The 12,694-nt window shown below is 29.0% G+C and carries 11 protein-coding genes; 4 read left to right on the top strand and 7 right to left on the bottom strand.

Annotated elements, in window-relative coordinates; translation table 11 throughout:
* Positions 1-143 precede the first annotated feature (143 nt).
* Positions 144-1,283, bottom strand: coding sequence for a CDP-glycerol glycerophosphotransferase family protein (locus ACRC28_RS07550; protein WP_438542842.1), 1,140 nt, complete (start codon positions 1,281-1,283; stop codon positions 144-146).
* 124 nt (positions 1,284-1,407) lie between these two features.
* Here ACRC28_RS07550 and ACRC28_RS07545 point away from each other — a divergent pair, with 124 nt between their 5' ends.
* Positions 1,408-2,148: a zinc-ribbon domain-containing protein gene (locus ACRC28_RS07545; RefSeq protein WP_438542841.1), complete on the top strand. Its 741-nt coding sequence runs from the start codon at positions 1,408-1,410 to the stop codon at positions 2,146-2,148.
* A 142-nt stretch (positions 2,149-2,290) separates the two neighbouring features.
* Positions 2,291-3,310, top strand: coding sequence for a hypothetical protein (locus ACRC28_RS07540; protein ID WP_438542840.1), 1,020 nt, complete (start codon positions 2,291-2,293; stop codon positions 3,308-3,310).
* Positions 3,311-3,359: 49 nt separating this feature from the next.
* Here the strand turns inward: ACRC28_RS07540 and ACRC28_RS07535 are convergent, their stop codons facing one another.
* The 3 genes from ACRC28_RS07535 to ACRC28_RS07525 all read right to left on the bottom strand — a co-directional run bounded on the left by ACRC28_RS07535 (position 3,360) and on the right by ACRC28_RS07525 (position 7,488).
* The gene (locus ACRC28_RS07535) at positions 3,360-4,433 is read right to left on the bottom strand and encodes a phosphotransferase enzyme family protein (protein WP_438542839.1); all 1,074 of its coding nucleotides are present in this window, start codon (positions 4,431-4,433) and stop codon (positions 3,360-3,362) included.
* A 134-nt stretch (positions 4,434-4,567) separates the two neighbouring features.
* Positions 4,568-5,764 carry an LPXTG cell wall anchor domain-containing protein gene (locus ACRC28_RS07530; RefSeq protein ID WP_438542838.1) on the bottom strand — a complete coding sequence of 399 codons (1,197 nt, stop codon included), beginning with the start codon at positions 5,762-5,764 and terminating at the stop codon, positions 4,568-4,570.
* Between the two features lie 308 nt (positions 5,765-6,072).
* On the bottom strand, positions 6,073-7,488 hold the full coding sequence (locus ACRC28_RS07525) for an SH3 domain-containing protein (protein WP_438542837.1): 1,416 nt from the start codon (positions 7,486-7,488) through the stop codon (positions 6,073-6,075).
* Between the two features lie 360 nt (positions 7,489-7,848).
* Between ACRC28_RS07525 and ACRC28_RS07520 the strand changes: the two genes are divergently transcribed.
* Together ACRC28_RS07520 and ACRC28_RS07515 are read left to right on the top strand one after the other, a co-directional pair.
* A complete protein-coding gene (locus ACRC28_RS07520; RefSeq protein WP_438542836.1) occupies positions 7,849-8,277 on the top strand; it encodes a GtrA family protein in 429 nt (142 codons plus the stop codon).
* A complete protein-coding gene (locus ACRC28_RS07515) occupies positions 8,264-9,211 on the top strand; it encodes a glycosyltransferase family 2 protein (protein ID WP_438542835.1) in 948 nt (315 codons plus the stop codon). The genes ACRC28_RS07520 and ACRC28_RS07515 overlap by 14 nt, the downstream gene beginning before the upstream one ends.
* A gap of 32 nt (positions 9,212-9,243) precedes the next feature.
* On the opposite strand, the gene ACRC28_RS07510 is transcribed toward ACRC28_RS07515, so the two are convergent.
* The 3 genes from ACRC28_RS07510 to ACRC28_RS07500 all read right to left on the bottom strand — a co-directional run bounded on the left by ACRC28_RS07510 (position 9,244) and on the right by ACRC28_RS07500 (position 12,691).
* A complete protein-coding gene (locus ACRC28_RS07510) occupies positions 9,244-10,728 on the bottom strand; it encodes a DUF6056 family protein (RefSeq protein ID WP_438542834.1) in 1,485 nt (494 codons plus the stop codon).
* On the bottom strand, positions 10,729-11,886 hold the full coding sequence (locus ACRC28_RS07505) for an ABC transporter ATP-binding protein (RefSeq protein ID WP_438542833.1): 1,158 nt from the start codon (positions 11,884-11,886) through the stop codon (positions 10,729-10,731).
* A 94-nt stretch (positions 11,887-11,980) separates the two neighbouring features.
* A complete protein-coding gene (locus ACRC28_RS07500) occupies positions 11,981-12,691 on the bottom strand; it encodes an ABC transporter permease (RefSeq protein WP_438542832.1) in 711 nt (236 codons plus the stop codon).
* Between the last annotated feature and the right edge of the window lie 3 nt (positions 12,692-12,694).

Here is a 12,694-nt window from a genome sequence, read left to right as displayed (position 1 = left end):
ATTCAAATGAAAAGTTAAAAATTTCTCTGAATCTTTAGTCAAATTTTTTCTATTTATTATTAGAAATTATCTCCATATGACAAGCTATAATATACATTTCTGAGATAAAAAAAGAACTGATATTAAATCAGCTCTAAATTACTTCAACTTTCAACTAAAACGTCAAGAAATCTTTCGCTTGCTTTTCCATCTGCTTCATCAAAAAACTTATTCTTAAATTCTCTTATTTTTTCTATATCCGTTTCTTTACCTAATGCTAAAATCAATTCTTCAGTATCTTTTACTATTTCACCCGGTACAAATTCTTCATAATCATAATAAAAATCTCTTTCATCTATATAACCTTCTAAATCATCTGCATACATTATTATTTTTCTTTCTAATAATGCAAATTCAAATACTATAGATGAATAATCAGTTATTAATGTGTCTGTTATACAAAGTATGTCGTTTATAAATTTATAATCTGACATATCTACAACTCTCTCATCTATATTATCAAACCTCTCTTTTACAAAAGGATGCATCTTTAAGACAATCACGTAATCTTCATCTAACTCTTCTAATACTCTTTTTATATCAAATCTTATACTTCCCTTAGCTTCTTTTTGGCTCTCACCTCTGAATGTCGGTGCATAAAGTATAATCTTTTTATCTCTTATTTTAGGATATTTTTTATATAACTTTTCTTTTACTTTTTCTATTTCCTCATTATTAAAGAAAATATCTGTTCTTGGAACTCCTATTGGTATAATATTTTTAGGCTCCATATTAAATGCCTCTCCATAATGCTTAATTACTTCTTTTGAGCTAACTATAACTTTACTATAATTTTTATGTATCCCCATATCATTTGCATAACTTTTATTTGCTCCAAATTTTTTATCAATGATACTAAATCCAAATTTCTTAAAAGCACCACATGCATGCCACACTTGTATTACCTTAGTCTTTTCTCTAAGCTTATCCATAACATACACTGGCAAATAAAAATCATCTACTATAAAAATTTTAGATGTAGCTAAATAATATTCTGCAATACACATATGAAATAAATTACTTATTCCACCTAAAGGCCCTCTCTTAGGTTTTCTATATAAATATTTGTACTCATAATCCACATCTCTTTTTTCTAATTCCTTTACTATATATTTATAATTCCCATAAACTGTATCTTCTCTATTTGTTGCTAGGATTACTCTATTTTTTATCCTTCCCCTACATGAAATTTTATATATAAAATTTAATATTCCCTTTATAATTTTATTTTTATTAACCCTCATCTCAATCCCCCATTCAAATAAATAATATCATTTGTTTTCTTTTTATTCAAATTATTCATATTTATTTCTTTTTTGTAGTATAATATAAATGTATTTTTTTAACATAAAAGGGGGATTTTATAATATGTTTTGTACCAAATGTGGAAGTAGACTTGATGATGATGCTTTGTTTTGTACATCTTGTGGTGAAAGCTTAAATAGGGGAAATACTAATTCTAACAATAATGCTAGTAATTATTCTAAACCTGAGTTTAATTCACCTATATCAACTAAAGATATAAAAGAGCACACTTTTTTATCTTTATCACTTTTTAAGAATCAACTGTCAGCACCTAAACTACTAGAAGAGGGATTGTCTTATTCAAAGAATTTAGCACTTTTAATTTCTTTAATAGTATTACTACCTCTTATAACAGTTCTTCTTATGGTTATAGGTATCAATCTAAACAGTAGTCCATTTGGACCTAGCCTACCATTCTCATTAATCTTAAAGATATTTATTATTTTAGTTTTATTTTTTGGATTACTTATTTTTGGAACTGGTGGATTGATGATAGCTTTTACTAAAGGTAGATTATCTTTTGAAAATGTTGTTCGTGCTGCAACACTTCCAATGATAAATTTATTTATGTTTTCACTTATAGCTATAGTTATTTCACTTATTTCCTCAACTATAGGCTCAATTGTATCACTTACTGGATTTTTATCTTTCCTATTTACTTATTTTAATGGTGTTAGATATTTTTCTCCTGAATCTGAACTATTACCAATTTCATTTTCAGCAAGCTTTTTCATAACATTCTTTGTATCAGCTTGGATAATGGGTTCAATTATAGGTGAAATGTTCTTTAGATCAATTTTTTAACTACTTTAAAATGAGAGGTTACAAGCTTGTAACCTCTCATTTTTGCTTTTGATATGTATTAAAAATTATTGTATAATCTATAATTATACTAAAGATTATTTACAAAGGAGAGTTTGCCATTTTAAATATTAAAACTTTACCTATGGCAATAAAACTAACGATGACTAATAAAAAAAAGACTTCAACCACAAATATAAAAAAATCTAATAACACTAGCAAAGTAAGAAAACCTTTAAACTCAAAGGAACAGAGTAATAATAAATCTGCCTCTAGGGTAACTTCTTCAAAAACTAGTGCTGCATTACAATCTAAGACAACTACACAAAAAGCTACTTCAAAAAAAGGAAGTAAGGTAAACCTTGGTATCGCCGTCTTTGGACTTCTTCTAGTTCTTATTGTAGGAACACAGCTTATAATGAATCCAAAGCCTAAAAAAGCTAAAGCACCAGAAACTAAAACAACAACTACTAATGATAACTCTAATACTCAAACACCAACATATCCTTACTTTAGCAACATAAATAATACATTCAGTGCAATATTCTTACAAGAATTAAACACTTATAGAGAAAATAAAGGCTTAGAGGCTCTTCAAAGAGTTCGTTCTATATCAAAAGGAACAAGTGTAACACTTCAAATTCCTAACATAGAACAAGTAGCACAAAATCAAAATTTAAATACAGAAACATTACTAGCTCAAGGAGTCTTAAATAAATTCCTTGAATCAAGTAATAATGCCGTAGTTGCAAGCGCTAATGTTCCTACAGTATTTTTAAATACTGAAATGGTAAATGGTACCTTAACCTTAACAGTTACAGTTCCATATGAAGCTCAAGCTACACCATCACAAAATGGAACAAGACAGTCACAAAGGCAATCACAAGAACAAAGCCAGCAACAGCAACAACAGCCTCAAGTGCAGCAACAAGCTCCACAAAGACAATCACAAAATCAACAAGTAGAGCAAGAACCTAGAAGAAGACATCATCATGAAAATTATAATGAGCAAAATTCATCTAATAATAACAATAATAGTAGTAGTAATAATAGCAGTAATGCTGATAATAACAGCAGTTCTTCTAACACTCAAACTAATAATACTGCTAACAATAATGATGAAAATTCTAGCTCTTCAAGCTCATCACATTCTCAAACAAAATAATAAAAAGATATACTTGTGTAAAATAAAACACAAGTATATCTTTTTTATTTTAAATATTTAATTTTCTTTCCATTTCTTTTGCAAGTTTTAATTGATTTCTAGTTCTAACTAAATTATGATCTTCATAATCTACTTTAAAATATTCATCACCATTTATATAGTCAGTTAAAAATCTCATTGCAAGCTCTATTGTTATAAGCTTAGCTGAAAAAGGTATATTATTTTTTTCTTCTTCAGTTAAGGCATGTCCGCACTCTTCTAAAATCCCCTTTAAGAAATTTTCATAAAGCTTTATATCAATAGTTACTTTTTCTAAATCCTTCTCATCTTCTTCTGCTGTGCTACACCCTGATCTTATAGCATCACCAAAATCATAAAGTGAAAGCCCTGGCATTACTGTATCTAAATCAATAACACAAACTGCTTCTCCTGTATCTTCATCTATCATTATATTATTAAACTTTGTATCATTATGCGTTACTCTAACAGGAATTTCTCCTTCTTGCCATAAATCTACAAGCTTACTTAATTCATCTTTTCTTTTCTCTATAAACTGAATTTCCTCTTGTATAGAAGAAACTCTTCCTACCTTATCTTCTTTTACAGCTTCTACAAAAGCTTCATATCTTTTAGGTGTATTATGAAAATCTTCTATAACCTCAAAAAGCTCTTCTGCATCAAAATCACCTAGATAATTTTGAAACTTTCCAAGTGCTTTCCCTGCTTCATAAATATGCTTTTCATTTTCAACCTTCATAAAAGTTCTTGCATTATCTATAAACTCAAAAGCTCTATAATAATTTCCATTTTCAGTTTTATGGTAGTATTCACCACTTTTAGTTTTTACTAAATTTAAAGACTCTCTTTTAATGTCTCCACCATTTTCTAAAACCTTATTAGATATATGGTTAGTTACTTTTATTATGTTATTCATTAAACTATCTACATCTTTAAAAATATTATGATTAACTCTTTGAACCACATACTTTTTCTCTTCACCCTTATCAGTATACGTTACTATTGTAGTATCATTTATATTTCCAACATTGTGGCATTCCTCACAAGTACAAACCCCTTTAAAATCAAACTTTTCTAAAATATCTTTAAATATTTCCTTCTTCATCAATAAATCCTCTTTCTTTTATTTAAATTAAAGCAATACTACTCAATTTTACCATATTTTCATTCTTTTGATAACGTTTTTTTACTAAAAGAAATGAGATAGCAGAAAAAAACTGCTATCTCATCTTCTTTTAATTATTTTCTTTTCTTAAGCTTTACTAAAGCTCCTGCTGATAAAGCTCCTACTAAAGCAAATCCAACTGTTCCTACATCACCTGTTGATGGTTTATTATCTCCTGGTTTGCTTGTACTTGGCTTTGTTGGTTGTACTGGCTTTGTTGGTTTCACTGGCTCTGGTTTTACCGGTGGCTTTGGCTTTTCTGGCTCTGGCTTCACTGGTGGTTCTGGTTTTACTGGTGGTTCTGGTTTTACCGGTGGCTCTGGTTTTACCGGTGGCTCTGGTTTTCCTGGTTCTACAGGATCCTCACCATTATCAGTAATATTTACTATTAATGTTGCAAAGGTTCTCATTCCATCACTGTCTGCTACTGTAAATACTACTTCATTTCTGCCCTTGTTTAACGGTATATTTGAAACCTCTTTATTATCTTTCCAGAATCTAACTTTCTTTCTTAAATCTCCATCTTCCTCATCCCAAGCCTTCTTTACATATCCTGATAAATTTATATTCTGATCTGGTTTAAGATTTACTTTTTCCTGTGTTAATTCTAAAACTGGGTTTTTAAGTTCTCCTTTTACAGTTAAATTACATTCCTTAACCGTAACTCTACTTCCATCTTTAACTGTTACTTCAACTTTATATTTTCCTGGCTTCTGTGGCGCTGTCCCTGCATTATGTCCTTCTCCATTAACTTTAAAAGTTGTAGCTCCCTCTATACTATGCCCTAAATTATTTTTTGCACTTACAACAAGTAGCTTTCTTAGTGATGCTTCTTTATCATTTTTCTCTATTTCTGCATCTTTTAATACTAGTGTTGGATTAACTTTTGCATCACCTTTATTTACTACGTGGACTTTTAGTTCTGCTCTAGCTTCTTGTTTATTTTCGCCAGTTCCTTCAGTTACTACTGCTTCAGCAGTATATGTTCCTGTTACATTAGTATTAAATCCATTGATAGTAATTATAGGTGTCTTGCTTGTTCCCTCGCTAGTTTTTCCTTCAAAGAACCTATAAAGCTGTTGTCCTCCAGCTAGTTGACCAACTTCTACATATACATCTGTGGCTAATGCTTTAATTGTTGGTTTTCCTTGTGTTTTTTCAATTTTTGTTTCTTCGTTTGTCTTAGTTTCAGCTTTTGCCTCAACCTCTGTTCCAAACATGCTTGTTGCAATAACCGCTGTCGCAACTATTGCTAATAATCTTTTACTCATAAATTAATACCCCTTTGTATATTTTTTCCCTTTAATTGGGATATTTGTATTATTCTTCATTGAATATCTTTTTCCTTCTTTTTTATAGAAATTTATTTAAATTATTTTTATTTTTCTAAATTGAATATTTATTAAATATATTAAATATAATTCCCTTTTTACTACAATCAACTCTTACTTTTTCACTAATATCTCTTTATTCTTATCTTTTTTGAAATAAAATTTGTCGCTAAATAAATTTTATTTCAAAAAAGGAAGGACTTACTCAAGTCCTTCCTAATTCTTAATTCTTAATTTTAAATTTTCAATTACCCTCTTATATACGTGGCACTTACATATCCATATGAATTTCCATACTTTATTTTATGCCATCCATTTTGTGTTTCTATTATAGTCACACTAGTTCCTCTTTTTAATGAACCTACCACCTTTGTATGAGTTCCAATTCCTTCTCTAACATTTAAAACGCTAGCTATTACAGTTCCTCTAGATTCTCCAACATTTGGTTTTTCTGAATTTGTAGACTCTCCTGTTATTGCTACATAGTCATCACTTACATATGCATAAGAACTTCCATGCTTTATTTTATGCCATCCATTTTTTGTTTCTAATATAGTTACAGTTGCTCCTCTTTTTAAAGACCCTATAACTTTTGTATTTGTACCCATTCCACTTCTTATATTTAAAACATTTGCAGTTACTATTCCATTTTTACTTCCGCCTACAACTGGTGGTAGTGTTGGTTTAGATGTTTCTGGAATTACAATATTAGCTACATCTATATATTGTGAGCTCACATATCCATAAGAACTTCCACGCTTTATTTTATGCCATCCATTTTTTGTTTCAAGTATGGTTACGCTTGTCCCTCTTTTTAATGAACCTATAATTTTTGTGTTTGTTCCCATTCCTTCTCTTACATTTAATACACTAGCCTTTACAATTCCATGCTTCTCTACAACTTCTGGATGTGTTGGCTTTGGTGGTTCTACTGGTTTCGGTGGTTCTACTGGCTTTGGTGGGTCCACTGGTCTAGGTGGATCTACTGGCTCTACTACACCTGCTAAATTTTCTATTTCATTTACTAATCTAGTAATTTTTGCTCCATATTGAGTATCAGTTGCCCATGTTCCTGATAAAGCTTCTATTGTTTTAGCTTTTCCTAAAATATGCGGAAAATGTCTTGGATCTTTTGTGTTTGCTCTTGGATAACCTCCAGCACTTGCATAAAGTGCTAAGTGATCTAGATGAGCACCAATTCCTTCATCCCATGAAGCGAATCTTTGATGTGCATTTGGATCAGTATTGCTTCCACCTTCTCTGGTTTTTAAACCACATGGATTGTGATAACTTTCATTAAGTACCCCTCCAAACTTACCATATCCTGTTTCAACTGCCGCCTGAGCATAAGCTACTATTGGATTAACTCCTCCATGTGCTGATGAAAGGTTTATATATTTTTGTGCTAATGAAATAAATGTATCCGTTGCACCCTTTCCTCTAGCCCACTTTTCCATCGTTTCTGCATTAACATTTGTACTTCCTAAAATATTTTTAGATATTACCGCAACGCTTTCATCTACTCTTAATATCCCATCTTGAGATAAATTTTCTGTATTTCCTTTAGCTTCTGCTACTACACCGTTTCCATAAGCAGAAACTGCTGATATACCAACTGCTACAACTGTACTTTTTACAATAGTATTTAACCTTTCTCTCTTCATAATTCCCCCTATTCATCCCACCATAAATTCATTGTTTTTCTTTATATTTTGTACTCATAAATTTCTTTTAATTATTTTCTTTTTTAGCATATTTTTCAATATTTTTATTATATATCATTTTTCTTTTTTATTCAATATTTTACAATTAACTCTTTACCTTACACTCTTTATTCTTTAATTCCAATTTTTTTAATATTTTTCTCCATTTTTTATCTTTCTTTTTATATTATCTGTTTTATTAATAAAACCTTAATATTTGAATTTAAAGTTAATTTTGTTAATTTAAAATGTTATAATGAAATATATTTAAAGCTTTTGCTTTAACTTTTATCAATTAAATTTAATAGGAGATATAACTTTATGTATAAAAACTTATTGTCTAAATATAAAGAAGGGATTTCATATATAATTTTTGGAGTCCTTACAACACTTGTAAACTTTATAGTTTATTTTTTTTGTAGTAGATTCCTAAATCTGCCACCTCTTCCTAGTAATTTTATAGCTTGGTTTTTATCTGTATTATTTGCTTTTTTAACGAATAAATTTTTTGTTTTTAATAGCAAAACTACAAATATACCAACCTTTCTAAAGGAAGCTTTTGATTTCACCTTATCAAGAGCCTTAACTGGTGCACTTGATATGCTTCTTTTTAATTTTTTAGTTTTAAATTTATTAATAAATGATATGCTTAGCAAAGTTATTATTGGAATAATAATTACATTATTAAACTATGTAGTAAGTAAATTTTTTGTATTTAAAGGAGATAGACAAGCAAATGAAACAAGATAAAGAATTAATCTCTATAATAGTTCCTTGTTATAACGAAGAAGAATCTATTCCTCTTTTTTATGATGCGATAAAGAAATTAGAACTTGATATGGATTATGTTGATTTTGAATTTTTATTTATCAATGACGGCTCTAAAGACTCAACTTTATTAAAATTAAAAGAGCTTTCAGCTAAAGATTCTTCTGTACGCTTCATTTCATTTTCTAGAAACTTTGGAAAAGAAGCTGCAATGTTTGCAGGTTTAGAAAATAGCACTGGTGATTACTGTGTTGCTATTGATGTTGATTTACAACATCCACCTAAGCTTATTAAAGAAATGTATAAAATAATATGTGAAGAAAACTTTGATTGTGTTGCAACACGTAGGCTTGATAGAAAAGGGGAACCAGTTATTCGTTCATTCTTCTCAAAGCAATTTTATAAAATCATTAACAAAATTTCAGATACTCATATAGTTGAAGGTGCAACTGATTATAGATTAATGAAGCGTTCTATGGTTGATGCTATTTTAAATGTTAAGGAATATAATAGATTTTCAAAAGGAATTTTTGAATGGGTTGGCTTTGATACTAAATGGATTCCTATTCAAAATGAAGAAAGACAAGCTGGTAGTACAAGTTGGTCCTTCTGGAGTCTTTTAAAATATTCAATGGAAGGCTTCTTAGCTTATACAACAACACCACTTTTAATTTCTTCTTTTCTAGGAGTATTTTTATTTATTTGCTCAACCTTATATGGTCTTTTCATAGTTTGTAAAACTTTAATCTTTGGCTCTCCAATATCTGGCTGGCCAACAATAGTTTGCTTAATTCTTTTTATGTCTGGGATACAATTACTATGTATTGGAATCTTAGGACAATACCTTTCTAAAACTTATTTAGAAACTAAAAAAAGACCTGTTTATATAATTAAAGAAACTGAGAAAAAGAGCTAGCTTGATTTTCAAGCTAGCTTTTATAAAGATTATTATTTTTTCCAAGCCTTTAACTCAACAGTCTTTACCTTAACTTCTTCTGGTATTGAATAAAACAATTTAAATCTATCTGTCCAAAAAGAAAATGGATCTCCTGTCCATACATATTTTTTATATGGTAGTTTAGGAATTATTATTTCTTCTTGTTTTGTTTCTATCCCTATTTTCACAGCTTTTAATCGTTCATTATTAATCTTATATATGTATCCATATACACTAAATAAAAAGATCATTTGAACTCCTATCATTCCTATCATTACAGTTTTTAAACCATTGCTTTTTTTCGTGCCAATTGCTATTTCAAAGAATTCTGCTACTATTAAAATAAATATTATATAGTTTCCAAAAAAGCATCTTGGTCCTATAGGATTTACAAAAAATAGTGGTCCTACTAAAATAGCTAAGCTTCCTAGTAAAAATAATGTTTTTCTTTTTTGTTCTGCATTTTCTATAAATAAAATCCCAGCTCCTATTAAAGCTAAGTAATATACTATAGAAAATATTCCATTAAAAACATCAGTGTACTTTAATAACATTTTCCACTCCGGATTTAACACTCCTATTGTACTATATGTAGCATATGCTACTATAATAAACATTATCCCCTTAGCTAATATTGCTCTTTCTTTTCCCATATCTATAAACTTCATTGCAATTACTACTATGATTATTGCCATTGCAATATTTAAAACAACATTATTATATGCTAATTGTTTATACACAACTTTAAAATAACTTTCAAAAGCTTTTGTTATAAATCCTCCACTTTTAGGTATTGATCTATAAGTTTCTGTACCTTCTGCAATTTTACTATATGCTCCATTTGAAAACATTAAAAAAGTCCCAAATATACTTCCCACTAAATAAGAAATATTAGTAGCATATATTTTCTTAAACCTAATTTTTGTAAATATTATTACAAATATCCCCATAGCCACACAATATAACGTTACATGTTCCACAAAAAGAGTCGTTGCAATCCCAAGTATAAATAATGGTATTATAAATGTATTTTTAAATACTGGTACTTCTTCTTTAAATATTTTTTTAGTATAAATGAAATATATAAATATCAACAACATTGAAATTACATAATTTGAATACCCTGCAGTCCATACTACACTTTGCATCCAAACATCTCGTGGCATAAACACTAATAATAACGCCATTAAATATATCCCTGTTATCTTTGTATTTTCTTCTACAATATATTTTCTTCCTAGATAAATTAATCCGTATAATGTTAATGTTATTACTACAGTTCTTAAAATATTAGATCTTGTTAATATAAGAACTACAATATTCCCCAAATATCTTCCATTATAATCTCTAAATAAATTTTCTAATCTTTCTACACCTATGGAACTTCCCCATGCCCAGTCATCTCCAGAATACGGAAATAAAAATACTAAACTTCCTAAAACTATTATAAAAATAGCAGAAAATATTATCATTTCTCTTTTCTTATCAATTCTCATTTATCTTCTCCCACACTTTATTTTTATCCTATTTGATTTTATTACTATCTCTATTCCTTTTCCATTGATAAACTGACCAAACTTACTTGCACACCAAGCTTGTCTATTATAATTTTCACCATCTACATCTATATTTAACTCAAAATTAAAGAATCCCTCTTCTATTTGAGCAAATGGAAGATAAAATTTATAATCTAATCTATTTAATTTCTCATCTTTATTTTTCTCAATAATTATATCTTTAAATTTTAATATTTTCTCATTATCCACCAATGAAATGTTATCTATAGTATAAGCTTTGCTTATTGGCTCTAACGAAACATATCCTTTGAATTCTGCTCCATCTTCCTTCATTTCTATATCAGTAAGACTTTGTTTTATTTCTACTAAGTCCTTATATTTATGTTTATTTTCTATAATCTCTTCTATACTTACACCATTTAAAAAATGCTTATAAAGATTTGCTACCTCATCTATGTCTCCATAGTCTATAAGTTTTCCTTTATAAAGCCATGCACCTTTTGTACAAAAGCTCCTCATTTGAGGCAATGAATGTGATACAAAAAGAATTGTTTTTCCTTCATCTCTAAACTTGTCCATTCTTTTTAAACATTTATCTCTAAACATTTCATCTCCCACAGCTAATGCCTCATCTACAACAAGTATATCTGGATTTATATTTACTGCAATTGCAAATCCAAGCCTTGCCTTCATTCCACTTGAGTACATTCTAACAGGTTGATTTATATATTCGCCAAGCTCTGAAAAATCAATTATTGAATGAATAATTTTCTCTACACCACTTTTATCCATCCCCATAGAATAGCCTTTTAAATATATATTTTCCTTTCCTGTAAGCTCTCCATCAAATCCTGCTGTAAGCTCTAAAAGTGCTGACACTCGCCCATTTACTTCTATTTCTCCTGAAGTTGGATATACAACTCCTGTAACCATTTTTAAAATTGTACTTTTTCCAGAACCATTTTTCCCTAATATTCCAATAACTTCACCCGTAGGTAAATCTAAAGTTAAATCATCTATTGCCTTAAACGGAGTGTATCTCTTCCCCCAAAATAAATCTTTAAATCTATCTTTATCATTTTTATAAAGCTTGTATTCTTTAACTAAATTTTTAAATCTAACTGCATAATCCCCCATTTTCTCTCTCCTATAACACATCTGTAAATTCTTTATATGTTCTTTTATACACACGGCTTCCTATAATCCCTAAGATTATAATTACTATTATCAATTAAATTATGTATGGACTTTCAAAAAACCATCTTTTATAAAGAAATATATTTCTATATCCTTGAATAAAAAAGTGAATTGGGTTTAATTTTAATATAAACCTTAAAAGTGGATTCCCTACACTTTCTATATTCCATAAAATAGGAGACATCCAAAGAACAGCTTGTATAGCTGCTTTAACTAAATTTTCAAAATCTCTACTTATTGCTGATAGGGATGCTAAACTCCATGATAATACAAGGAAAAATACATACATTAATGGAATATATACTATAAATTGAAGATAATATATATCTGGAAAAAATCCAAATATAGCAAAAATAACTGTAATACATCCAATCAACATTAACTGTACATAAAGCTTCGAAAGTATCGTAAATGTTGGAATTGTAGAAACAGGAAACTTTATTTTTGTTACAAAATGCCTGTATGCCCTTATAGACATAGCTCCCCCTACAATTGCATCACTCATAAAAAACCATGGTGTAAGCCCTGCAATAAGCCATAAAAAGTATGGAAAGCCATCCATATGACTGCTTTCACGAATAAAAGTAAATGCAAATAAATATACCCCTATTGTAACCATCGGTCTTATAACTGCCCAAGCATAACCAAGGGCAGTTCCTTTATAAAATTTAACTAAATCAACCTTTGATATTAGTATAGTTTGTTTTAAATTTTCTTTATTTTCTTTTAAAATAGTTTTAAGCATCTT

Origin of the sequence: Clostridium sp. (assembly GCF_051650885.1) — a bacterium.
GTDB lineage: Bacteria > Bacillota > Clostridia > Clostridiales > Clostridiaceae > Clostridium.
The sequence above is the reverse complement of the archived record's forward strand: the minus strand, read 5'-3'. Positions and strand labels throughout refer to the sequence as shown.